The sequence below is a fragment of the Alkalihalobacillus deserti genome (genome assembly GCF_020734105.1).
GTDB lineage: Bacteria > Bacillota > Bacilli > Bacillales > Bacillaceae_D > Halalkalibacter > Halalkalibacter deserti.
This window is the reverse complement of sequence record NZ_JAJAFR010000008.1, coordinates 21,595-45,707: the sequence shown is the minus strand read 5'-3', so window position 1 is coordinate 45,707 and position 24,113 is coordinate 21,595. Positions and strand designations below refer to the sequence as shown.

The following is a 24,113-nucleotide window of genomic DNA, read 5'->3' as shown; positions in this document are numbered from 1 at the left end:
TTAATCAGCTTTATTGGGTGATGACTAAACAACTAGTTATTGCATGAATCTTCTCGCTTTAAACTTTATTTTAATAAGATCATGCTACGCCATAAGGGTTTTAATCGATTGAAAATATTGAAAGTACTTTATTAATCTTTTAAATTTGAACTCATTTAAAATTATTGAACCAAAGAGGAACTAATTATGAACTAAAGGATGTTTGCATTAAAACAAGTTTATATAGATGAATATTGAAAACGTATTCATAAATGAGATTCTGATTATTTACAAAATTGGCTAACGCCAGGAAAAAAAGGGGCGATTATTATGTCGAGTGTAACAATGGAAAATGGTAACAAATATAATACAGCGAAACTGTGGCAAATTGCGTTATTTGCATTAAATAACACAGCAACAAATCTCTACATGTTTGCTATCATGTTTGTTTCGTATTATGCAACAGGAGTGGCTGGACTAACAGTAGTGATTGTAAGTACTGTACTAACAGTAATGAGGGTATTCGATGGATTTACGGATCCAATTGTAGGCTATGTCATTGATAAAACCGAGTCGAAATTCGGAAAATTCCGACCAATGATGATTATAGGAAATATTATTTTGGCTAGTTCTTTATTAATTATGTATAATGTTACGCATTTATTGCCAACATCATTGCAGTTGATTTTCTTTATTGTTATTTACGGCATATATATTATTGGCTATACATTTCAAACGGCTACGACTAAAGCAGCTCAAACCGTTTTGACTAACAGCCCAAAGCAACGCCCGCTTTTCGCTATTTTTGACGGAATATACAATACAGTTCTCTTTGTTGGTGGTCAAGTTGTTGTTTCTTCATATCTAGTTGTAAAGCACGAAGGATTTACGATGTCGTTCTTTACTGAATTTAACACCTACGCAATGATTCTTTCTGGTATATTTACTCTTTTAGCTGTAGTGGCTATATGGAACAAAGATCAAAAAGAATTCTATGGTTTAGCAGAGAAAAGTACAGAAACAAAAATCCGTGATTATTGGCCAATCCTAAAAGGAAGCAGACCAATGCAAATGCTTGTTCTTGCTGCTTCTACTGACAAACTAGCTTTTAGTCTCGTACGGAATCCGGTTATTCTCGTAATGTTATTTGGGATTTTAATCGGGGATTATGCTCTAAGTGGTACAGTATCATTAATTACAGTTGTACCAACTGTTTTGATTACATTCATAGGAGTTGGAATCGCGAGAAAGAAAGGGTTGAAAAATTCTTTAGTCAAGTCGACGTGGATTGCATTAATCGCTTTTAGTCTTTTAATTCTAATGTTCTTAGTGATTGATCCGACAACGATCTCACTTCAAAGTATCGGTATAACAACAGTTGCATTTTTAGTTTTATATACGTTAGCTATGGGTTTTGGTGGTCTTCCGTCTGCGCTTGTTATTCCTATGATTGCAGATATTTCAGACTATGAAACCTCTAAAACTGGACGTTATATTCCTGGGATGTTGGGAACGGTCTTCTCTTTTGTTGATAAGTTAGTTTCATCTTTAGCTCCAACAATCGTTGGTTTTACTTTGGCATTAATTGGATATAAAGATGAATTCCCGCAAATAGGGGATGCCTTGACAACTCCATTACTTGCAATGACTTTATTATTAGCATTCGGTATACCGCTTTTGGGATTAATTGTTTCACTTATTGCAATGAAATTCTATGCATTAGACAGCAAAAAGATGGAAGAAGTTCAAGAAGCTATTGCAAAAATTAAAGAAGAAGGAAACAAGGATGATACACCTACTGCAGTTTAATAGATAGGTGAAAATAGAGAGGGAATGTTGAGATCCTGCTATTTAGAAACCCACTTATAGCAGCAACTTGCTGCACTCATTGTTTAAAGGCTATTGAAAAAGGTGAAAATCGACCTTTTTCAATAGCCTTCTTTTGACTCACTCTCCTTTTTATATAGCTGGTATAGTAGAGGCTTAACAATACATCGATATCGGTTTGAAAAAGTTAAAAAATAGGTGAATGTAGAAAATTATGTATCAAAATTATTGGTACAAGGTCCTAGGAAGCATTTAACTGTAAAAGACAACTTTTTCAATTTTAGAAAAGGGTTTTAATAGCCATTTTAATGGACATCTTATTAAAAGAGTTTACTGAAATTATTTTTAAAAAAGCACTATCAGTCAATTTCTAGTCTAATATAGACAGTTTGAGGTAATGAAGTTCAACCATTTATTTACTATAATGAATATAGTTTCATTGGAAGGAATGGTTCATTTTGAATGAAACGCTGTTGGTAAATTACCGAATTCAGGGTCAAGAAGGACATGGCAAATACACATTTGACTATCATTCGCATCAAGAATATGAAATTTATTTTTTTCATGCTGGTTCATGTCGATATCTAATTCATAATCAAATTTATGATTTAGTACCCGGGGATATTTTGTTAATGGATGGCATGACACTTCATCGACCTAATATTCGGCCAAATAGTGAATATATTCGCAGTGTCATTCATTTTTCACCGCAGTGGATTAAAGGTGTATTAAATGAATTGGGAAGTATGTATTTGCTAGAAGCGTTTCAAACATTGCAACACTGTTTAATTCGAACGAATGAAAACACGGAATCGAAACGTTTAGAAGATGTGATTCGTCGTTTAGCTGAATTGAAAAAACTTTCGGAATCGAACAACATCGAGCCTGAAACAGAAATGAAAGTGTTGTTATTACAAGTGTTAATTATTGTACATCGTCTAGGTCATGAGGAATTCACCATCACCCCGAATGAAAAAACAGACAAAGCTGAGCATGCTGAAAATATAGCTACTTATGTCCAGCTGAATTTTATGAAAAAATTGACTCTAGTTTCGATTGCGGATGCGCTTAATTTAAGTAAATCCTATGTATCGCATGTATTTAAAGAAATGACAGGGTTTACAGTGATGGAGTATGTAATGGGATGTCGGTTAACTCAAGTGAAATATTTGCTTGAAGTGGAGCCAGATAAACCATTAAAGGAAATTGCACATGAGTGCGGATTTGAAAGCGTTTCCCATTTTAGTCGTTACTTCCGTGAGAAAGTAGGCGTAACGGCAAAAGAGTATCGCCGATTACGTCTTAGATAATAATTAATATAGTAGCGCAACTTTTAATACTACTAAAAAGGAGGAACAATCATTTATGAATCAAGATTTAATGATTTCAGGTTTCTCGGATGAGATTTCGTCAGATTTTAATACTCAGCTTGAAGTGGTTTCTAAGCTAGGTATGAACTATATTTCATTGCGAGGAATTGATGGGAAAAACATTGGTGATTTTTCAGTAGATGAGGTAAACGAACAGGTACTGCCACGACTTAAAAAAACAGGAATAAGTGTTTCTTCAATCGGATCTCCAATTGGGAAAGTATTTGTCAATGATGAAGAAGGTTTTGTAAAACAAAAGGCAATGTTGGACACGCTTTGCCAAATTGCTAATCTACTTGATTGTAAATATATCCGCATATTCAGCTTTTATATACCAAAGGGGGAGGAGGCAGATCATTATAAAGAGCAAGTGATAAGCAAGTTAAAAGAATATGCTACTATAGCAGAAAAATATGATGTTATTTTAGTCCATGAAAATGAAAAGGATATTTACGGCGATATTGCTAGACGCTGTCATGAAATCTTGACAGATGTTGCTTCTCCATATTTCAAGGGGATTTTTGACTTCGCTAATTTTGTTCAATGTGGAGAGGATACACAAGCTTGTTACGATTTGCTAAAAGATGAAATCGTTTATATCCACATTAAGGATGCTGTAACAACAGATAGCGAAAACGTTGTATGCGGTACTGGTGAAGGGAAAATACCTGAGCTGTTGGCACAGTTTATCCGAAGCGGCTACAAAGGCTTCTTAACTCTTGAGCCGCACCTTGTTTTATTTGATTCCTTAAAGGATTTAGAACTTGAAGACGCAACAGAAGTGATTAAGGATAACAAAGGGCTTGATGGTGAAGGTGGATATAAACTTCAATATGAGGCACTTCTAGAAATTATTGGGAAAATAGAAAGTGAGGAGAATTAATTATGACAGTTAGATTAGGTATTATTGGAATAGGTGCACAAGGAGGATCTTACGCGGGTTTTATATTAGAAGGAAAAGTTAAAAACATGGTCATTGGTGCGATATGTGACATTGATCCAGCTAAAAAAGAGTTATGTGCAGAGAAGTATCCAGACGTACCTTTCTACGATAACTACATCGATATGCTTGAGAGCGGTAATGTTGACGCAGTTGTTACGACTGTACCTCACTACCTACACCCGGAGATGGGAATTGAAGCGCTAAAGAGAAACATCCACGCATTGGTAGAAAAACCAGCGGGTGTTTACACAAAACAAGTTAAAGAATTAAATGATTTTGCGGCAACTAAACCAGAGCTAACATTCGGTATTTTCTTTAACCAAAGAACAAACCCACTTTATCAAAAATTAAAAGAGCTTATTGATAATAATGAGATTGGCGATATCCGCCGTACAAACTGGATTATTACAACATGGTGGAGACCACAAGGTTACTACGATCAAAGTGCATGGAGAGCAACTTGGGGCGGCGAAGGCGGTGGTGTCCTTGTAAACCAAGCACCACATCAAATTGATTTGCTTCAATGGATTTGTGGTATGCCTAAAAAAGTTTATTCCAATGTAAAATATGGCTACCAAAGAAATATCGCCGTTGAAGATGAAGTAACAACGATGCTTGACTACGGGAATGGTGCAACGGGTGTATTTATTACAGCAACGCATGACGTTCTTGGTACGGACCGCTTAGAAATTTTGGGAGACAAAGGAAAAATCGTCGTTGATGACAGCAAAAAAATTACGATCAAACGACTTAAGATACCTGAGCCCGAAATGAACGCTACCATGAGCTGGGCAGATGTAATGACGATTTTCACAGGTAAAGGCTTATCAGACATATACAGTGAAGAAGTGCTAGAATTTGAAAGTGTATGGGGTGCTCAACATATAGCTGTTTTGGAAAATTTCGCTGCTAATATCGTTGAAGGTACACCGTTAATTGCCCCTGGTAGTGATGGAATCCATGGTGTTGCATTGGCTAATGCGATACACCTTTCAAGTTGGTTAGGAAAAGAAGTGGAGCTTCCAGTTGATGAAGAGTTATACTTAGCTGAATTAAATAAAAAGATTGAAGAAGAAAAAAATCATCCGATTAACAAATAAAGCTATTAAAGAATTAGATAAAAAGGACTTTTTATCACCTATTTGTACAAATGAGCGCGACCATTACAAAATCAAAACTAACTCATAGCCCACTTTGGTTATGAGTTCGTTTTTAAAGGAGGAGGTGGGCTGATGATAAGAACAGCGGTTATTGGTCTTGGAGATATTTCTAGAATTCATATATCAGCTATACAGGAGAACCCAAATGTGGAAATGGTGGCGGTATGTGATATAGATCACACATTAAATGATGTTGGACCTGGTATTAATTTTTATACTGATTATCACGAATTGCTTGAAAGAGAAGCAGTGGATTGTGTGCATATTTGTTTACCACACCATCTTCACTTCCCTGCAACGAAAGCTTGCGTTGAAAAGGGAGTTCATGTTTTTCAGGAAAAACCATTGGGCTTGAACACGGATGAAGGGTTAGCTCTAGTAAAACTTGAAGAAGAAAATAAAAATGTTCAAATTTGCATCTGTTTACAAAATCGTTATAATGAATCGTTTGAAAAATTGCTAGAGATTGTCAAGAACGAACGATACGGCAAAATGCTCGGTATAAAGGGGTTAGTAACCTGGTTTAGGCCGAAAGCTTATTATGATGTTAAACCGTGGCGAGGACAGATGGAATACGCTGGTGGAGGAGTGATGATTAACCAAGCTCTCCATACATTAGATTTAATGCAACTGCTTGGTGGCGAAATTGAAACAATTAGGGGTTCTATTGACAATTTATTGGATTATGGGATTGAAGTGGAAGACACCGCGACAGCGAATATTAAGTTTAAAAACGGTGCAACGGGGTTATTTTTTGCAACGAATGCTAATTCTGAGAATTCTAGTGTTGAGCTTCAAGTAGTCTTTGAAGAAGGGAAATTCACTATCAAGGACAGTATCCTTACAAGACTAGATGAAAGTGGTAAGAAGGTAGAAATGATTGAAGATACGAAGATGCCTGGTACAAAATTCTATTACGGGGCCAGCCACACAAAACTAATAAATCAGTTTTATTCCTCTGTAGAAAATAAAACTCAAGAGTATGTTCATGCTAAAGATGCTCTTACATCAATAGCAATGATTGATGCAATTCGAAAATCATCTGAAGAGAAAAAAGAAATAAAACTGGAGGTTTTTACGAAATGAAAAAAGGTAAAATCGGTGTTCAAATGATGATGCTTAAAGGCAAAGTGGAAGAGCTTGGTGTTTATGAAACGATGAGAAAAATTCAGGAGCTTGGCTATCACGCCGTGGAAGTTTCACAAATTCCAATGACTGCAGAAAATGTATCTGAGTTAAAAAGAGCAAGTGCAGATTTTAATATTGAGATTGCAGCCCTGTCTGCTGCTGTAGATCCAATGTTACCTGATGCACCTGGTGAGACATTATCAAAGGATTTTGAAAAGATTGTAAACGATTGCAAGGAGTTGAATTGTAACTTCTTGCGTATAGGAATGATGCCGTTAAATATAATGGGTGACAAAGAGCAAATCATGACCTTTATCGATAAAGCTGAAGGGTTAGCGGAGAGACTAGCTGAGCATGGAATTGACCTTTATTATCATACTCACCATCTTGAATTCCAAAAGTTTGATGGAGAATATTTATTAGATATGATTAAAAATAACACGTCTAAGCTTGGTTTTGAATTAGATGTTCACTGGATTCAAAGAGCTGGTGAAAACCCTGTAGAGTTTGTGAAGCAATACGCAGGCCGTGTTTCTTTATTGCATTTGAAAGACTATCGAATTGGACAGATGGATTTAAGTGAAGTGGATTTTAAAGATATAGCCAAATTCATGCAAATATTTACGAATACGATTGAATTTGCTGAAGTTGGTGAAGGGAACCTAAATATGCCAGCTATTATTGAAGCGGGCCTTGAAAGCGGCGCACAATATTTCTTAGTAGAGCAAGATGATGTGTACGGACGTGATCCATTTGATTGCTTAAAAACATCTGCTGATAACTTAAGAAAACTTGGTTATTCAGATTGGTTTTAAAAATAAGAAATGGTTGTAGTTTGTTCAAAAGGTAACCAACTGTTCGAGTTAGTTGGTAAAGGGTGGATTTTTATATTCAGCAACTTATTATAGACTGCATCAACCAAACAAAAAAACTAAGAAACAAAATCATATGTTTAAACTGCCGAGTTAGGCTTACAAGAGCGAGAACAAACAATGATCGGAACCAGTATAAGTAAGGGGAGCCCAAAATCACTGGGCTGCCCTTTCTGTTATCATAGAACCTATTTTTATGGGATCTCTGACAAGGGAATCTTGTCAGTTAACGATCTTATGGGAAGTTGTTCATTTTTAACAAGAAAGAAATAAAGAAGGATGATTTTTTGAGAATGAACATATTAAAGTTAAAGACTGGGTTACAATCAAGACCAGCTGCTTTCTTTATACAGGAGCTACTAAATTTTCATCGAATGTATTTATTGAAAAAGGAATTAAAACAGTGAATGCAAAGAGTATTATGGGGCTAATGAGTCTAGCAATCAGTTATGGTACAACGGTTAACTCATTACTAAAGGAGTAGACGAACAAGAAGCATTTCATTCATTAAGTAAAATGATTGAAATTAATTAAGAGAATTAGAGAGATGTTGATCAAAAAACACTAGTTGCTGAACTTATCTCGCAACACTTAATCCTTTAAGTTAGGCTATTTAGGATTGACATTATAATAGCACAATGATATTCTGCTATTAGGAAAATAGTTAATTTGTTTAACAAACAAATTAATGAGGAAGAAAGGAATGAATAGATATGTCAAAACAACAAATTGGTGTTATTGGTTTAGCTGTAATGGGGAAAAATCTAGCACTAAATATTGAAAGCAGAGGGTATTCTGTTGCGGTATACAATCGCTCGTTTGAAAAAACAGAAGAATTTTTAAAGGTTGAAGCAGCGGGAAAGAATTTTGTCGGCGCTTCAAGTATTGAAGAGTTTGTCAATTCATTAGAAAAACCGCGTAAAATTTTATTAATGGTTAAGGCCGGCGGGGCAACAGATGCTACAATTGATTCGTTAAAGCCATTTCTTGAAAAGGGCGATATTTTGATCGATGGTGGAAATACTCTGTTTGAAGATACGATTAGACGTAATAAGGAATTAGAGGAAACAGGTATTCACTTTATTGGAACAGGAGTTTCAGGCGGAGAAGAAGGCGCACTAAAAGGTCCTTCTATTATGCCAGGTGGGCAAAAAGAAGCTTACAAGCTTGTAGAACCTATATTTAAAGCTATTTCAGCAAAAGTAGAAGGGGATGCTTGTTGCACGTATATTGGCCCTAACGGTGCTGGTCATTATGTGAAAATGGTTCATAATGGTATTGAGTACGGAGATATGCAATTAATTTCTGAAGCGTATTTTATCATGAAGCAGGTTCTTGGATTAAATCCGCAAGAGCTACATGAAGTGTTTGCTGAATGGAATAAAGGAGAACTAGACAGCTATTTGATTGAGATTACTGCGGATATCTTTACAAAAGTAGATGATGAAACAGGTAAACCTCTTGTTGATGTCATTTTAGATACAGCTGGGCAAAAAGGGACAGGCAAGTGGACAAGCCAGAATGCCTTAGATTTAGGCGTGCCGCTTCCAATTATCACAGAATCTGTATTTGCCCGTTTTATCTCTGCGATGAAAGAGGAACGAGTAAAGGCAAGTAAATTGTTAGCTGGACCTCAAGTTAAGTCTTTTGAAGGTAGTAAGGAAGAGTTGATTGAAGCCATTCGTAAAGCGTTATACATGAGCAAAATTGTTTCGTATGCGCAAGGTTTTGCTCAAATGCGCGCCGCATCTGAAGAAAATGACTGGAATCTTCATTACGGAGACATTGCCATGATTTTCCGAGGAGGTTGTATTATTCGTGCGCAATTCCTACAAAAAATTAAGGAAGCTTATGATCGTGACCCTAGCTTAGCAAACTTATTATTAGATCCATACTTTAATGAGATAATAGGGAGTTATCAAACGGCATTGCGTCAAGTTATTGGAGTTGCAATTGAACGTGGCATACCTGTACCTTCATTCACAGGAGCTATATCCTACTACGATAGTTATCGTACGGAAACATTGCCAGCCAATCTTCTTCAGGCACAGCGTGATTACTTTGGTGCACATACTTATCAACGTGTGGACAAAGAGGGTTCATTCCATACCAATTGGTTCTAAGATTGTATAAATCGCTATAATTACTACATTTAGTTTGAACACTAAAGTGTCATTGTAGTGATTAATAAAAAAATTATAATAGTAGTTGATTGATTGCCTTTTACTCGGTAAAAGGCAATTATGTGTTATTATTATAAGCCAATAAATTGCTTTCTCTGATACATTCACAGAAAGCAATTTTATTTTAAATTATTATCTAATAGAGCGTGTTCAAAAAGGTACTCTATAAGACTTGCAATGGCTCCGTTCGCTACTCGTCTTACTATGAGAAACCCACTCATAGTAAGACTTTTAAAGGTGTAGCGACTAAGCTTATTGCTTAGAGTCTGTTCAAAAAGGGAAAAAACCTCCCTTTTTGAACAGACTCTAATATAAATTTAAAAACTTTGATATCGGCTCTTTACAAAATTAGTGACGAACGAAGAGAGGTATGTTTGTAAAGGCTTACTTATGATTATGAAAATGCTTAAAAGGGAAAGGGATATGAGCAATCATCTTTGAACTAAGTTTCATAATTTTTTTAAGTTCATGATGATACTTCTAACGAATTTTTCAGACGCAGAATAAGCATACTAGTAGGGTGGATACATTGGAGGAGTCGATCGCATCTTTAATTCTTAAACAGACGTTTCATAACAAAGGCTTTATAGCACATTATAAAAAGAAAATCTCGTATGGATGAGATTTGAAGGAGTGAGAGGAATGGTTACAACTAACGCACCAGCAATAGAGGAATTTAAGAATACATCCAGACTGTGGCAAATTGGTTTTTTTGCATTAAATAATACTGCAACGAATTTATACATGTTTATTATGGGGTTTGTCTCATACTATGCAACCGGGGTTGCAGGACTGACAGTTATGATTATTAGTACCGTTTTAATGGCAATGAGAATGTTTGATGGAATAACGGATCCAATTGTTGGTTATTTCATTGATAAAACGAATTCAAAACTTGGTAAATTTAGACCGTTTATGATAGTTGGGAATATCATTCTTGCAGGTAGTGTACTGATTATCTTTAATGTGACACATATGCTTCCACAAGAATATCAATTACTTTTCTTTATTTTTATGTATGCCATACATATGATCGGTTATACATTCCAGACAGCGTGTACGAGAGCGGCTCAAACCGTTTTAACGAATGACCCTAAACAAAGACCTCTTTTTTCTGGCTTTGATGCTTCTTACAACATTGGTATTTTTATTGGTGGACAAGTTTTAGTTGCTTCGTATCTTGTACCTAAACATGGTGGATTCACATACGGCTTTTTTGTCGAATTAAACTTATATGCAGTGATCCTCTCAGCTATTTTCACCCTAATGGCAGTCAGTGCGATTTGGGAGAAGGATAGAACAAAATATTTTGGTTTTGCAGAAAAAACAGTAAAGACAAAGTTTAAAGACTACTGGCCTGTTATCAAGAGAAACAGACCTTTACAAATGCTTGTTTTGGCAGCGTCCACAGATAAATTAGCAAGTAGTGTTCTTAGACAGCCAGCCGTTCCTGTAATGTTCTTCGGGATTTTGCTTGGTGATTACGCACTAAGTGGAACGATCTCCCTTATCACTGTGGTTCCGACTTTGCTTATAACTTTTGTAGGGATTGCCTTTGCAAGAAGAACGGGATTAAAAAATGTTTTTGTGCTTGGTACATGGGGAGCGCTCTTGTTTTTCACACTTACGCTAATCATGCTGTTTCTCATTGACCCTGCCACGATTTCGTTGTCAAATTTGACGTTTACAACAGTTCTCTTTTTAATCTTGTATACGTTAGGTTACTCATTTATGGGCTTCACTGGGAATATTGTCATTCCGATGATTGCAGATACTTCAGACTATGAAACCCATGTTACAGGGAGATACGTACCTGGCATGATTTCAACGATTTTTTCTTTTGTAGATAAGATGATTTCATCTTTAGCAATATCGTTGGTAGGATTCCTTTTAGCGACTATTGGTTATATAGAAGAATTTCCACAAGTAGACGAGTTGTTAACCCCATCCCTTTTCACAATGACACTCATTATGTATTTTGCTATTCCAATGGCAGGGTGGGTTATTTCATTAATTGCGATGAAATTCTATGAACTAGATGGAAAAAGAATGAAACAAATTCAAGAAGAGATAGCAGAAGTTAAGCAAATTTATGTTTCAAAAGATGAAATGCCTTCTTTAACTGATGATAACAAATAAGAAATTTTCTAATCAACAGGAAAAATGTCTGTTCAAAAGGTAAGTGAAAGGGCTCCGTCTAGCTAGTGCGCCGCTATGAGAAATATTTAAATAAATCACTACGATAGATAACAATACTCATTCTGATTAGCAAAAAGTCGATTGTTTTTTAAAACAATCGGCTTTTAATCATTTACGTTTTGATTGTTAAAAGTACTTGATATAAGCTAATGTACTACCTTATTTACCTGAGAATGGGGGTTCAGCACAAGGGAAGAGGAGATGAATGGCCATGATAGCAAAAGAACCTCCAGAAGCAACGCTCAAGGCTATTGAAAAGTTCTTTTCATTATAGTGGAAAAGGCTCACACAACATCGGGTAAAGATGAGGAGGCACTTAAAAGTCTCTAGTATGAATGTGCGATAATTACATTAAAAGAATAAAAAGAGGCTGTTAAATACAACAGCCTCTTCCTTCATTTAGGATTTTTTAATTTTTGTTAATTCTTTATTAAGGGAATACAGCATTTTTTCAGTAAACTTTTCAGGTGCTAATTCAGCCATGTCTTCAACAACAAATCCCTGTGCCATTTCAAACATAGGATGTTCTTCAAAACCAGGCATCAATTTAGTGAGCACTGCTTTTGCTTCTTTGTTTTCCATAAGTTGTCCAAACGTACAACGCGTTGAATAAACATCATCAGTTATTTCAAGCTCTTCCACTACAACATCATCTAAGTCTGGCATTTCAAACCAGTTGGCTACAGGGCCACCCGATTCTTCAGGAGCAATATAGCTTTCATTTGGCTCCTTCACTTTATTGAAGGTAGCAGCATCTTCAAAGATTTCACCTTCGTGGTTAGCAATAACTTTTATTTGATTCAATCCATCATTTAATGCAATGTTTTCAAAAATAAAGATGCGGTCATTACTGTTTTGTGTAGAAACCTCAGATCCATTTACATAAATTTTCATTTCAGTGCAGTTAGAATAAACTTTCACTTTAATTTCATTGTCAGTTCGATCGACAAATCGTTTGCTTGTAATATGCACAAATTTTTCGTCTGACCAATGTGCTTTATACATAAAGAAAGCGTCTTTCTTGATTTTTCGATCATAAGTGATTAAACCTTTATTGTTTCTACCCTTTACGCCACCTTCATCTCGTATATTGGCACCGAAATCAAACATATTCCATACATAGGTTGACCAAAGGAAAGGGCGCGCCTCAAAGATTTTCCAAACTGTTTCATGATAGAGGGTATGATATTCTTCTGTATAGTCTTTTACTTTTGGATCATTCGTGTGGTATTGCAAGATGCCTTCTGCACCATATTCTGATATGCCTAATTTAACATTTGGATTCGTCTTATGAAATCCATCAATCCAGCCGGCAAAATCCTCAGCTTTCCCATTATACCAACCATAATATTTATTATATCCAATTGTATCTGTCACATAGTTATATTCATCTTCATCTTTCACGAACATAACATTGGCCATTGTCGTTAATCTTGTCAGATCTTCTTTTTTCGTTAATTCATTTAATTCGTTAACAAGCTTTCTTAGTTCTGGTCGTTCTCCACTAATTTGAATTTCATTTTGAATACCCCAGAAGATAATGGATGGATGATTGAAGTTTTGTTTAATCAATTCAATCATCTGCTGTTTAGCATTAATTCCTTCTAGCTCTGTTTTTGACATCACACTTATAAATGGAATTTCAGCCCAAACAACCATTCCTACTTTATCACATAAATCGTAGAAATATTGGTCGTGTTGGTAGTGAGCTAATCTAATAGAAGACGCGCCTACCTCTTTAATTAATTCCATATCCTCATCGTGTTCATTTTTTGTAATGGCCCACCCCATATCTTTTCTATCTTGATGTCTTGAAACACCATTTAAAGCAAGGTGTTCACCATTTAAGAAAAATCCTTTTTCAGCATCCACTTCAAAGTATCTGACACCAAAAGGAATGGAAATCTCATCAACCGTATCATTAAAACTCACCATTGATACTTTTGCTTCATACAGATACGCATTTTTTTTGCCATTCCATAGTGTTGGGTTTTCTATAACAACTGGTATTTCTAGTTCTTTCGTTTCACCTGAAGCAAGCACGACTTCTTTTGCTGCATAAGCTACTTGCTTGCCGTCTGCATCTAATAAGTCCGTCCATAGTCTTACTTTTTTATCTTCATCGTTGTCATTTACTAATCTAGACTTGACCGTTAACTTAGCTTTTTCATTCGAGATATCTTCTTGAACGATATAAACTCCTTGTGAACCGTAGTCTAATAAATCAAAATGGACATGGTTAGTAATGACAAGTTTCACATCACGATATATACCACCGTAAAATGTGAAATCAGCCATTTGCGGATATACATCGTCAACAACTGTATTATCGACCTTGACGGCTAGTGTGTTTTTAGTTCCAAATTCAATTGCATCACTTATATCAAATCTAAAAGTAGAATATCCACCTCGGTGTTGTCCTAGATGGTTACCATTGACATATACGTCAGTAATGCTGTTAGATCCTTGAAATTCAATAAATACTTTGTTTCCTTGGGCTAGTGTGTCGATAGTGAATTCTTTTCGATACCAACAAGCTGCTTTATAAAAATCAAATCCATTTGCTCCATCAATAGCATTCCACGTATGTGGGACATTTACAACTTCCCAGTTTTCATCATTGTAAGCTTTAGTCATTGCTTTTTCTTCATTTTTCTTTGAAAATTTCCATTGATCATTAAAACTAATAATCTTTCTCATTGCTTTGCCTCCAGTTCATACGAAATAAATAATTACATGTTAAGCTTATCCAAAACCATTAATAGATATTAAATTTCTTGGAAGATTAAATTCATTATAAAATATCGATTTCAATTAAGATCATACATTTTCGACTTTATTAGTACATATTTTGCGCCATTGGAGGAGATCTCAGTTATAATAAAAGTGCATGTTCAAAACAGCCATGTCTAACAGCATACAATTTATAAAAAGGAAAAAACGTTTTGAACAGCTTTAAAATATTTAAACAATGGGCAAGGTGATGTTGATGTTAGAGCAATCAGAGTTTGAATTTAATGATTTCAATAAAATATGTAACTTACTATTTACGCTCACTAAAATGGATGTAAGGTTAATAAATAGTGAAGGAAAGGCTATTTTTCAACTGGTGAATGATAACGTCCCAGCAGTGTTAGAAAGCCTTGATAATGAGTTTTTTACGATAAATGAAACACTGAGAATGAATGCAGCGAATAGCTATTATTACTATATAAATTCCTATGGTCTTGAGTATATAGCCTCGGGCATATGGGAAAATAGGTCTTTTTACGGTTCCATTTTAATTGGTCCGTTTCTTTCCAATATACCTACTATAGGATTTATTAGTGAACTTATTTATAAAAACAAACTACCTATTAGTGAGCGAAAACAGGTTCATGAATTTTATAAATCATTATCAGTCATAAGTAGCAATGCTTCGAATAGCATTGGAGATTTACTTGTCAATATGTCAACACATAAACATATGGATTCACAGTTAATAACGACGGATATAAATAAACCTATTCTAAACAAAGATCAGTTAAAATCTAATATTGTGGAAAGCAAAAACATTATAGAATTCCGATATAAATATGAAAAGAAAATGATGAATGCCATTGCTAAAGGAGACAAAGATGAAATAACACGCATTTCAAAAGAAGCGAATAGTATTTTAAATCTTTCCGATAGAATACCTGAAAGTCCCATTAGATCTGCGAAAAATTTATCATTGGTTCTGAATACGATTTGTAGAATAGCTGCTGAAAGAGGAGGGATTCATCCTATATATATTCATACGATCTCAGAAAAATTTGCGATTTTGATTGAAAGAGCTCCGAATTTACCTTATTTAAAAAAGTTAAGTGTCGTAATGATGAACGAGTATTGTGATGTTGTAAGGAATTTTTCTACACGTAATTACAGTTCCATTGTGAAAAAGGCTGTCGAGTTTATTAATGTAAATATAGAAAATCCTCTAACTTTGAAAGAGATTGCCGCTAAATTACACGTGAACTCTTCGCATCTTTCAAGACAATTTAAAAAGGATACCGATATGAATATCATAGATTATATAAACCAACAGAGGGTGGATGAAGCAAAACTACATCTCCAAAGAGGAAATATTTCCATTACAGAAATTGCTTTCATGGTTGGATTTAATGATTTGAATTATTTTAGTAGAGTTTTTAAAAAGTTTACATCATTAACACCTTCTCAATATAGTAAAAGTGAAAATTAGGTTCCAACGTACCGACTATTCAAATCCAGTCTTTTAAAGTACGATATCGATACTTTTTGAGAAAATGTTGGATCGGATGACAAGGCGTAATATTGAGATGATTTCTCAAACAGAAATGCGGTTTAAACGCTGTACTGTGCGTTCCTCAGTGTTTAAAACGTAAATACATAGGTGAAATACAGTGAATTATTATTTCAACGTAGATGACCCAAATGGCAACATAGTTGAGCTAAACGTAGTTGCTCTTAAATTCTCCAAAGCGACAAGTCTGTTTAATCATTTTTCTTTAATCACGGGGTGAGGAATGGTATATTAATAGTGAAACTACTAGACCAAATGTAGCAGTTTTCTTTTCTTTCATCCTATGAAATGAAAGCGCTTTAGGATTTGTGTCAAGAAAATTCCATGCAGGTGGATCTCGAAATTGAAAGAGCGGTGTTTTTACTAACAGAAGTAATATCGCCTCTAAGAGAGGTGTAAATGAGAAATTTAATTATAAACCATTTTGATGTTGGAGGGGTAAAAGAATGAAATTAGTAACATTTAAGGACAATGAGCGTTTGAAATTAGGGATAAAGACAAATGAGGGTATTTTAGACCTAGAAAAAGCAGCTGGATTCTTCTCTAAAGAAGTGCCAACGTCCATTGAAGAAGTTATTAACAATGAAGAGGCTCTTCAAACATTAGATGTTTTAACAAAGCTTGCTCTTGAGAACAAAAATGATGTAGTTTTCTTAGAGGAAGAAAGTCTAACGTTAGGACCATCTGTACCAAAACCAGGGAAAATAATCTGTATTGGTTTAAACTACAAAAAGCATGCAGAAGAGACAAACATGCCAATCCCCGAATATCCAATTTTATTTAATAAATTTGATAATACAATTGCCGCACATCATGATGTAATTAATCTACCATTTAACTCCAACGAGAATGATTATGAGGCTGAGTTAGTGATTGTGATAGGGAAAGAAGCAAAACGTGTCTCTGAAAATGAAGCCCTCGATTATGTGTTCGGCTATTGCAATGCAAATGATCTATCCTCTAGAGATTTACAATTTAGAACAAATCAATGGTTACTTGGAAAGTGTCTAGATGGCTTTAGTCCACTAGGACCCTATTTAGTAACGAGTGATGAAGTCGGAGATCCGAATCAATTAGCCATTAAGGGAATTGTCAATGGAGAAGTACGACAAAATTCAAATACGGCAGATATGATTTTCAAATGCAATGAAATCGTTAGTTATATTTCCGATCATATGACATTATACCCAGGCGATATTATTTTAACGGGTACTCCTGAAGGGGTTGCATTCGGTATGCCTGAAGACACAAGAGTGTATCTTCGGGACGGCGATGAAGTGACAATTGAAATAGAGAAGTTAGGTAAGTTGACGAATACATTTAAAAAAGAAGTTTGAAGATAAGGATCAGAAAAACGTTTGGGGTCTATAATCATCCATACGTTTTTTTTATTTTGATGGAAATCCTAAGTGAAAAGGATTTGATATGGTATGATAAACAAGTCTAAACTTTGTAATTAACGGGCAAGCTTTTAGAAAGTATTTTAAAGAACGTGAAGGTGATTAGTATGATTGAAGTCAAAACGTCCAAACTCAGTACAGGTGAGTTTAATAGAGGGATATTCGCCACGCGCGATATTACCAAAGGAGAGCTCATACATGAAGCGCCTGTTATCCCTTATCTTAATGAGGAACATATTTTAATACAGGAAACGACCCTGGCGGATTATGTGTATGAATATGGAAAAAATCATTCTGCAGTTGTGTTAGGATATGGGATGTTATTTAACCACTCATATGAACCAAATGCGACGTATGATATTAATTTTGAACACCATACATTTAGCTATTATGCATATTGTGATATAAAAGCAGGGGAAGAAATCTTAATCAATTATAATGGTGAAGTCGATAATAAAAGTCCACTCTGGTTTCTTGAGGACGATGGTGGAAAAGGTGAAGAGGATAGCGATTAAGTAGTTGGCAACTAAACTTCTTTGCGTTAAGCTCTCTTACTCCGAGGGTAGTTGGGGGCTTGAGGTTAAAGTCTCATTACTCTAACAAGAGAACTCTTTGGCTAAGATCGAGAGTATGGAGGAGTGGTTAGTGTAAAGAATTTAACAAGTATTACCTTCTAGGCGTTATAGGCGTTTAGGGGGATATTTTTATGGCGAACTAATAAGTCGGACAGAAGTACATTGCTGCGAACACTAGCACGTATCATAATTTATATAAACTCTATCTTTTTGTTTTTGATAGAGACTTAGTTAATATGTGAGCAAGGTACTTCTTTCAAAGTTTAAATCACTAAGACATAGTAAAAAAGCATAATAGGATTATGCTTTTTTAATGGAGGATACTCACTTGGCGCCCTATGTGGTGGCTTAACTAGTACTCCAGGTTTAGGAGCTGTCAATCAATTGGTTGATTCTGAAGGTCCTTCGATTGCCTATGCGGCTGCTTATCGATTTGCACTGTTTTAGTGGCAATCGCGTCGCAGTTATTAATCTTTTTCTTGTGAGAATAAATAATAAACCGCCTAAGTCAGAGCTTCTTCTTAGACGGTTTTTGGTAAACTCTCAGATTATGAACGTTGTACACTAGAGGTCGTATAACTTTGTACCATTTTATGTAGATCTTTGTGTGCTTCTCTTAATTTAATTGTTTCATCGATAATTCTTTGAAACCCTTCTAAGTCTTTATCCGATGCATTTAATACAGATTTCGTAAGCCCTTCAGCTATTTGTTGTAAAGTGAAATCTCGGTTCATTCACAACGACCACCTTTCTATTTTAGGTTTGATCCATGAATTTTTTAATTTGATTGAGGAAAAGATAGGCTTCAAAAGTCAGCACATACACAATGCCATCGTAAACTTTTTTATTTGCAAATTATAGTATTATCATTATTTTTGGACAATCTTACAACTCGTTTAGAGGTTTTTTGTTGTTTTTTCACCTTTTTTAATGTTGTGTAAGCAATCTGTAATGGAATTGTTGAGAGATTGAAACACTAATTCTAAATAAATACAATCTTGTATCGGTGTATACAATTGCTCTTAAAAATTATAGTAAAATACGATATTTTTCGACAAAAGTCTTTTAAAACGATAGAGTTTCGCTTATACTTTCATTTGTGTTTATTTTTTGTGAAAAAAAATAGTAGAAAAGAGTTTGATAGAATGTCTGCACATGAACAATGGAAATCAAAGTTAGGGTTTATTTTAGCGGCAGCGGGGTCAGCGATTGGACTAGGAGCCATATGGAAGTTACCTTATGTCGCAGGAACATCTGGTGGTGGAGCTTTCTTTCTTCTTTTCATCCTTTTCACTTTGTTATTAGGTTATCCTTTATTAGTTGGTGAATTTGTGATAGGACGCCGAGCTCAAAGTGATGCGGTAACGACCTATAAAAAATTAGCACCAAACACACTATGGCATCTGACGGGGAGATTGGGTGTATTTACGAGTTTTTTAGTTTTGTCGTTTTATAGTGTGGTAGGTGGATGGATTATTTTATATCTGTTCCAAGCCTTTACAGGAGGGCTGAACGACTTACCGCAAGAACAATATGGGCAGTTATTTGGAAGCATTATATCGAACCCGTTTTCTGCTTTAACTGGACAATTTGTCTTTTTACTGATAACGGTTTTTGTAGTGGCAAAAGGGGTTCAAAAAGGAATCGAAAAAGCCAGCACTTTTATGATGCCAGCTTTATTTATTTTATTTTTCATGTTGGTAATTCGTTCTTTGAGTTTGGATGGAGCGATGGAAGGCGTGCGTTTTTTACTTGTTCCTGATTTTACACAGTTGAATTCAGAAGTGATTCTATTTGCGTTAGGGCAAGCCTTTTTTGCTTTGTCACTTGGGGTCTCTGTTATGGTGACCTATAGTTCTTATCTTCCTAAATCGCAGAATTTACCTAAATCAGCTGTTTCGATTGTGGGAATGAATTTATTTATCGCTTTGTTAGCTGGTTTAGCTATTTTTCCAGGAGTTTTTTCAATGGGGTTAGAAGTCAATGAAGGGCCTACTTTGGTTTTTGCTGTGTTACCAGCTGTCTTTAACGAAATGCCGTTTGGAATGCTTTTCTTCATTGCGTTTCTAATATTGTTTTTATTTGCGGCTTTAACATCTGCCTTTTCGATGATTGAGGCTCTTGTGGCAAACTTAGCAAAAGATGATCCAAATAAGAGGAAGAAATATACGTGGTTACTTGGAGGAATAATTTTCATTGTGGGAATTCCTTCATGCCTCTCATTTGGGCTAATGGCTGATACGGTTATTTTTGGTCGGACTTTCTTCGATTTTATAGATATGTTGGTAAGTAATATTCTCATGCCATTAGGAGCGCTTGCAGTGTCAATCTTTGTTACGTTTAAGGTCTCGAGAACCGCTTTGTTTGACGAGCTTCAGCAAGGCTCTAAAATAGGAAAGGGATTCTTTTATACTTGGTTTTATTTATTGCGATACGTAACACCGATTGCCATTATTGTTGTGTTTTTAGATGTGATGGGTGTTCTTGAGTGGATCTTTTAAAGAAAGAAGTAGCGCTAGTTAAGGCGCTGCTTCTTTTCATTAGTTAGATCAGCGTTTTATTCCAATAGCTATAACTATAGTCATTTGTCTTTAGTGCACACTCGATCCTTATTCTGTTTTATTGACAGTTCATGTCTACTGATTTTTAGCATATAGCGGATTGTTACCCATTACAAGCTTCCTGGTCAGTCTATTGCTATCTAAGCGATTCATTATGTATGCTTTCATTTCAGTCCTGCTAGTTTCCTACATGAGTGAATCCTTTTTTTAGTCGCCGATGTTATACTAGTAACGAGGTGCTAATAAATATGAATATTCAAGAAAAGAGTCGATGGTAATGAAAGCAATTCAAGTAAAAGGTATAAAGGTAGATGAGCAGACACGGTGTGCACATTATCATACGGATAAAGACATCATTGCGATTAAATATAAATGTTGTAACACTTATTATCCTTGCCATCGTTGTCATGAAGAGTTGGCAGATCATGAGCCTATTATATGGAAGAAAGAAGAACGAGAAGAGAAAGCGATCTTATGTGGTGCTTGCCAAACGGAGTTAACTATTCATACTTACGTTAGTAGTGGTTCTCGGTGTCCGGTTTGTGAGTCTTCGTTCAATGAAGGTTGTAAAAATCATTATCATTTATATTTTGAATGAAAGGGTCGATTGGATTCCATGCTTTTCTGAAGTTTAGCGTTTAATGAAATCAACGGCCTTTTTAATTAACGTCTCACGTGACGGGATCCTTCATAAAGAAGGGTCTCATTTTCGCGTGAAACAAAATCAAATTAAAGGAGCAGCCATAGATGTGTTTGAATTTGATTCACAAATAAATGAATGACCTATTCCGAATTGGTAATATCGCCTCATATTGGAGGAGTTACCTATTTTAATCTGTTATGCAGATGCTGATTTGAGAGAAGTGGATGTTGTTAAAAAAGCTGTAGAATAAAAAGTAGCAGATTGAATGCGATTATAACGACAGTCAAAAAAAACCCGGCATAATCGCTTGGACTTTTGTTAGAGTATTCAGTAAATCAAATATCAAGTAGAAAATACGACAAAATGTCGAACGATTTCTTTCGGGTTTGTAAAATAGTTTATTGTCATTAAGTGAATTTCAAATTATAATTAATTATAATTTGAAAAAAATTCAAAAGATTTAAAAAACTAGGAGGGGTTCATTTGGATCAGTTGATCAATTGGCTAAATGGTGTTCTATGGAGTACACCGATGATCTACTTTTGCCTCGGAGTAGGATTGCTCTTTTCTATTCTGACACGTTTCTTACAAGTGAGACATGTAAAAGAAATGGTCAAATTGACGTTCAAAGGAAAGAGCTCAGAAGCTGGAGTATCTTCTTTTCAGGCACTAGCAATTTCTCTTTCCGGCCGAGTTGGAACTGGTAATATCGCAGGTACGGCTACGGCGATTGCTTTTGGTGGACCGGGAGCTGTATTTTGGATGTGGACGATTGCTTTTATCGGAGCGGCAAGTGCCTTTATTGAATCGACACTTGCGCAAATGTATAAAGTTAAGCAAGATGGGCAATATCGAGGTGGACCAGCTTATTATATTGAAAAAGGGATAGGCTGGAAATGGTATGCTGTTTTGTTTGCGATTGCAGCGCTTTTAGCAATGAGTTTGTTAATGCCAGGTATTCAAGCTAATTCAATTGCTATTGCGGTTGAAAACGCATTTTCTGTTAATACGTACATTACTGCTTCTATTTTAATTGCTATTATTGGTGTTATTATTTTTGGTGGAGTTAAACGTATTGCGAATGTGGCTCAATTTGTTGTTCCTTTCATGGCGGTTGCTTATATTGGCCTATCGTTAATTATTGTGTTGGTCAATATTACTGAATTACCTGCGGTGATTGGGTTAATTATTAGCAGTGCATTTGGAGCGGATGCTGCTTTTGGTGGAATTATTGGGTTGGCCATTTCTTGGGGAGTTAAACGTGGGATCTACTCAAATGAAGCCGGTCAAGGGACTGGTCCACATGCGGCTGCGGCTGCAGAAGTATCACACCCGGCAAAGCAAGGTTTGGTGCAATCGTTTTCTGTTTATATTGATACATTGCTTGTTTGTTCGGCAACGGCTTTCATGATTCTTTTTACAGGTATGTATAATACAGTTAATCCTGATGGAGGTTTCATCACAAACAACTTAGGTAGTGAAATTCCAGCTGGGGCAAGCTATACTCAAGCTGCTATCGAGTCTGTATTACCTGGTTTTGGAGCAGCGTTTGTAGCAATTGCATTATTCTTCTTTGCTTTTACAACGATTATGGCTTACTACTATATTGCTGAGACAAATATTGCTTATTTGATTCGTGGTAAGTTAAACAAAGCAGGAATGTTTATTTTAAAGATTGTTTTATTATTAGCTGTTTTTTTTGGAGCTGTTCGCGAAGCAGAGCTTGCGTGGGCTCTTGGAGATGTGGGGCTTGGACTAATGGTTTGGTTGAATTTAATTGCCATTCTTATCTTAGCAAAACCTGCTTTGCGCACGTTGAAGGACTTCGAGGAGCAGAAAAAGCAAGGTCTTGACCCGGTATTTGATCCTAAAAAGTTAGGGATTAAAAATGCAGACTTTTGGGAAGATGAGTACAAGAAGGATCAAGAAAAAGATAAGCTTTCAAGCTAAATTATTTTGATTCCAACCGGAAATTTAGAGAACGGCATTGGACATAGCTCCACTGCCGTTTTTTTAAAAGGTGAATCAAGATTTAAAGCAGTGTGAAGGTGCTTTAAAAAGGGCACTGAAAAAGGTTGGTTTTTCAGTACCCTTTGGTTTTTGCCTTTTTCAGTGCCTTTCATTTAAGATGCTTTTGAGTACTCAAGGAAAAGCAATGGTTCTGCTTAATGCTTCTAAGAACAATGGCCAGAATAAAGGAACTGTAATTGCCTTTCATTGCAAAGGCTCACATTCCTGATGATAATAAGAATGGGAGCTATGAAATGAATTATTGATTATAAGGATATAATCCTTTTTTCTTAGCGAGTAGAATTTTGGCTTCATTATAAGAAAGACCTGATTGAGCATTTAGTTGTTTCACTTCTTCGATATTGGTTCCTGATATCGTCTTATTCTTGTTTTTCATATTGTTTCGCTCACTTTCTTTTGTTTATCTTATTAGTTGTATACAATTACAATTTTTTTACTCATAAACGATTAAGTACGGTTGAAAATACTTTCTACTACTTAAAGAGCTTGTTCAAAAAGGGAAGACCACCCTTTTTGAACAAGCTCTTTAAATTATTATTTATTCAGAGAGCGATTTGTGATAAATTTAGACAATAAACTTGAAAGGAAGATGGAGATGTCACAATTTAAGAATGTTACTCTAGTAAAAGAAGCCAATGTTTATTTTGAGGGGAAAGTTACGAGTAGAACGGTTTTATTTGAAAATGGGGAGAAGAAAACTGTAGGAGTTATGCTTCCAGGTGATTATGAGTTTTCGACTTCTCTAAAAGAAGAAATGGAAATTCTAGCTGGGAAATTGGAATATAAGTTAAACGGACAAGATTGGGAATTAATTGAGGGTAATGGGGTTTTCTATGTTCCTGCCAATGAAAAATTTCAATTAAAGATACATACTGTTACTGATTATTGCTGTTCTTATCTTTCTGAGTAATTTATTTTAAATCTGGCTTGTTCCTTTTA

The 24,113-nt window shown here is 35.4% G+C and carries 20 protein-coding genes and 1 pseudogene; 18 read left to right on the top strand and 3 right to left on the bottom strand.

What is annotated here, in order from left to right:
* Positions 1 to 309 precede the first annotated feature (309 nt).
* From LDX58_RS15570 to LDX58_RS15530, 9 genes and pseudogenes are all read left to right on the top strand, one after another.
* The gene (locus tag LDX58_RS15570) at positions 310 to 1,788 is read left to right on the top strand and encodes an MFS transporter (RefSeq protein ID WP_227937744.1); all 1,479 of its coding nucleotides are present in this window, start codon (positions 310 to 312) and stop codon (positions 1,786 to 1,788) included.
* 476 nt (positions 1,789 to 2,264) lie between these two features.
* Positions 2,265 to 3,116: an AraC family transcriptional regulator gene (locus LDX58_RS15565; RefSeq protein WP_227937743.1), complete on the top strand. Its 852-nt coding sequence runs from the start codon at positions 2,265 to 2,267 to the stop codon at positions 3,114 to 3,116.
* Between the two features lie 55 nt (positions 3,117 to 3,171).
* A complete protein-coding gene (locus LDX58_RS15560; RefSeq protein WP_227937742.1) occupies positions 3,172 to 4,059 on the top strand; it encodes a sugar phosphate isomerase/epimerase family protein in 888 nt (295 codons plus the stop codon).
* Positions 4,059 to 5,219 (top strand): Gfo/Idh/MocA family protein, encoded by a 1,161-nt coding sequence (locus LDX58_RS15555; protein WP_227937816.1) that lies wholly within the window; start codon positions 4,059 to 4,061, stop codon positions 5,217 to 5,219. The genes LDX58_RS15560 and LDX58_RS15555 overlap by 1 nt, the downstream gene beginning before the upstream one ends.
* 132 nt (positions 5,220 to 5,351) lie before the next feature.
* Positions 5,352 to 6,365: a Gfo/Idh/MocA family protein gene (locus LDX58_RS15550; RefSeq protein WP_227937741.1), complete on the top strand. Its 1,014-nt coding sequence runs from the start codon at positions 5,352 to 5,354 to the stop codon at positions 6,363 to 6,365.
* Complete coding sequence (locus LDX58_RS15545) at positions 6,362 to 7,222, top strand: sugar phosphate isomerase/epimerase family protein (protein ID WP_227937740.1); 861 nt, start codon at positions 6,362 to 6,364, stop codon at positions 7,220 to 7,222. Before LDX58_RS15550 ends, LDX58_RS15545 begins: the two co-directional genes overlap by 4 nt.
* 350 nt (positions 7,223 to 7,572) lie before the next feature.
* A pseudogene (locus tag LDX58_RS15540) lies at positions 7,573 to 7,813 on the top strand (HPr family phosphocarrier protein).
* Between the two features lie 179 nt (positions 7,814 to 7,992).
* On the top strand, positions 7,993 to 9,402 hold the full coding sequence (gene gnd, locus LDX58_RS15535; protein ID WP_227937739.1) for an NADP-dependent phosphogluconate dehydrogenase: 1,410 nt from the start codon (positions 7,993 to 7,995) through the stop codon (positions 9,400 to 9,402).
* A 702-nt stretch (positions 9,403 to 10,104) separates the two neighbouring features.
* On the top strand, positions 10,105 to 11,601 hold the full coding sequence (locus tag LDX58_RS15530; RefSeq protein WP_227937738.1) for an MFS transporter: 1,497 nt from the start codon (positions 10,105 to 10,107) through the stop codon (positions 11,599 to 11,601).
* 459 nt (positions 11,602 to 12,060) lie between these two features.
* Here LDX58_RS15530 and LDX58_RS15525 read toward each other — a convergent pair whose 3' ends face one another.
* Complete coding sequence (locus LDX58_RS15525) at positions 12,061 to 14,361, bottom strand: glycoside hydrolase family 2 protein (protein ID WP_227937737.1); 2,301 nt, start codon at positions 14,359 to 14,361, stop codon at positions 12,061 to 12,063.
* A gap of 289 nt (positions 14,362 to 14,650) precedes the next feature.
* Between LDX58_RS15525 and LDX58_RS15520 the strand changes: the two genes are divergently transcribed.
* From LDX58_RS15520 to LDX58_RS26470, 4 genes are all read left to right on the top strand, one after another.
* Complete coding sequence (locus tag LDX58_RS15520) at positions 14,651 to 15,883, top strand: helix-turn-helix domain-containing protein (protein ID WP_227937736.1); 1,233 nt, start codon at positions 14,651 to 14,653, stop codon at positions 15,881 to 15,883.
* 527 nt (positions 15,884 to 16,410) lie between these two features.
* Positions 16,411 to 17,301, top strand: coding sequence for a fumarylacetoacetate hydrolase family protein (locus LDX58_RS15515; protein ID WP_227937735.1), 891 nt, complete (start codon positions 16,411 to 16,413; stop codon positions 17,299 to 17,301).
* A gap of 170 nt (positions 17,302 to 17,471) precedes the next feature.
* Entirely contained in the window at positions 17,472 to 17,879 is a 408-nt protein-coding gene (locus LDX58_RS15510; RefSeq protein ID WP_227937734.1) for an SET domain-containing protein, read from the top strand.
* Positions 17,880 to 18,230: 351 nt separating this feature from the next.
* The gene (locus LDX58_RS26470) at positions 18,231 to 18,386 is read left to right on the top strand and encodes an aspartate-alanine antiporter-like transporter (protein WP_308017542.1); all 156 of its coding nucleotides are present in this window, start codon (positions 18,231 to 18,233) and stop codon (positions 18,384 to 18,386) included.
* A gap of 101 nt (positions 18,387 to 18,487) precedes the next feature.
* Here LDX58_RS26470 and LDX58_RS15500 read toward each other — a convergent pair whose 3' ends face one another.
* Positions 18,488 to 18,673 carry a hypothetical protein gene (locus LDX58_RS15500; RefSeq protein WP_227937733.1) on the bottom strand — a complete coding sequence of 62 codons (186 nt, stop codon included), beginning with the start codon at positions 18,671 to 18,673 and terminating at the stop codon, positions 18,488 to 18,490.
* 411 nt (positions 18,674 to 19,084) lie between these two features.
* Here LDX58_RS15500 and LDX58_RS15495 point away from each other — a divergent pair, with 411 nt between their 5' ends.
* The 4 genes from LDX58_RS15495 (at position 19,085) to LDX58_RS15480 (ending at position 23,093) form a co-directional block, all read left to right on the top strand.
* Entirely contained in the window at positions 19,085 to 20,440 is a 1,356-nt protein-coding gene (locus LDX58_RS15495) for a sodium-dependent transporter (protein ID WP_227937732.1), read from the top strand.
* Between the two features lie 337 nt (positions 20,441 to 20,777).
* Positions 20,778 to 21,098: a CHY zinc finger protein gene (locus LDX58_RS15490; protein ID WP_227937731.1), complete on the top strand. Its 321-nt coding sequence runs from the start codon at positions 20,778 to 20,780 to the stop codon at positions 21,096 to 21,098.
* A gap of 43 nt (positions 21,099 to 21,141) precedes the next feature.
* Entirely contained in the window at positions 21,142 to 21,282 is a 141-nt protein-coding gene (locus LDX58_RS26760) for an NAD(P)-dependent oxidoreductase (RefSeq protein ID WP_227937730.1), read from the top strand.
* Positions 21,283 to 21,626: 344 nt separating this feature from the next.
* Positions 21,627 to 23,093 (top strand): alanine/glycine:cation symporter family protein, encoded by a 1,467-nt coding sequence (locus LDX58_RS15480; RefSeq protein WP_504752983.1) that lies wholly within the window; start codon positions 21,627 to 21,629, stop codon positions 23,091 to 23,093.
* Between the two features lie 319 nt (positions 23,094 to 23,412).
* On the opposite strand, the gene LDX58_RS15475 is transcribed toward LDX58_RS15480, so the two are convergent.
* Complete coding sequence (locus LDX58_RS15475) at positions 23,413 to 23,550, bottom strand: hypothetical protein (protein ID WP_227937729.1); 138 nt, start codon at positions 23,548 to 23,550, stop codon at positions 23,413 to 23,415.
* Positions 23,551 to 23,769: 219 nt separating this feature from the next.
* Between LDX58_RS15475 and ppnP the strand changes: the two genes are divergently transcribed.
* Complete coding sequence (gene ppnP / locus LDX58_RS15470) at positions 23,770 to 24,084, top strand: pyrimidine/purine nucleoside phosphorylase (RefSeq protein ID WP_227937728.1); 315 nt, start codon at positions 23,770 to 23,772, stop codon at positions 24,082 to 24,084.
* Positions 24,085 to 24,113: the final 29 nt, after the last annotated feature.

Bases quoted from the DNA above. Each gene is read 5' to 3' on its own strand.
- ppnP (WP_227937728.1), top strand. From the start codon at position 23,770: ATGTCACAATTTAAGAATGTTACTCTAGTAAAAGAAGCCAATGTTTAT.
- LDX58_RS15515 (WP_227937735.1), top strand. From the start codon at position 16,411: ATGAAATTAGTAACATTTAAGGACAATGAGCGTTTGAAATTAGGGATA.
- LDX58_RS15500 (WP_227937733.1), bottom strand. From the start codon at position 18,673: ATGAACCGAGATTTCACTTTACAACAAATAGCTGAAGGGCTTACGAAA.
- LDX58_RS15475 (WP_227937729.1), bottom strand. From the start codon at position 23,550: ATGAAAAACAAGAATAAGACGATATCAGGAACCAATATCGAAGAAGTG.
- LDX58_RS15495 (WP_227937732.1), top strand. From the start codon at position 19,085: ATGTCTGCACATGAACAATGGAAATCAAAGTTAGGGTTTATTTTAGCG.
- LDX58_RS15520 (WP_227937736.1), top strand. From the start codon at position 14,651: ATGTTAGAGCAATCAGAGTTTGAATTTAATGATTTCAATAAAATATGT.
- LDX58_RS15525 (WP_227937737.1), bottom strand. From the start codon at position 14,361: ATGAGAAAGATTATTAGTTTTAATGATCAATGGAAATTTTCAAAGAAA.
- LDX58_RS15570 (WP_227937744.1), top strand. From the start codon at position 310: ATGTCGAGTGTAACAATGGAAAATGGTAACAAATATAATACAGCGAAA.
- LDX58_RS15490 (WP_227937731.1), top strand. From the start codon at position 20,778: ATGAAAGCAATTCAAGTAAAAGGTATAAAGGTAGATGAGCAGACACGG.
- LDX58_RS15545 (WP_227937740.1), top strand. From the start codon at position 6,362: ATGAAAAAAGGTAAAATCGGTGTTCAAATGATGATGCTTAAAGGCAAA.
- LDX58_RS15530 (WP_227937738.1), top strand. From the start codon at position 10,105: ATGGTTACAACTAACGCACCAGCAATAGAGGAATTTAAGAATACATCC.
- LDX58_RS26760 (WP_227937730.1), top strand. From the start codon at position 21,142: ATGAAATCAACGGCCTTTTTAATTAACGTCTCACGTGACGGGATCCTT.
- gnd (WP_227937739.1), top strand. From the start codon at position 7,993: ATGTCAAAACAACAAATTGGTGTTATTGGTTTAGCTGTAATGGGGAAA.
- LDX58_RS15510 (WP_227937734.1), top strand. From the start codon at position 17,472: ATGATTGAAGTCAAAACGTCCAAACTCAGTACAGGTGAGTTTAATAGA.
- LDX58_RS15550 (WP_227937741.1), top strand. From the start codon at position 5,352: ATGATAAGAACAGCGGTTATTGGTCTTGGAGATATTTCTAGAATTCAT.
- LDX58_RS15560 (WP_227937742.1), top strand. From the start codon at position 3,172: ATGAATCAAGATTTAATGATTTCAGGTTTCTCGGATGAGATTTCGTCA.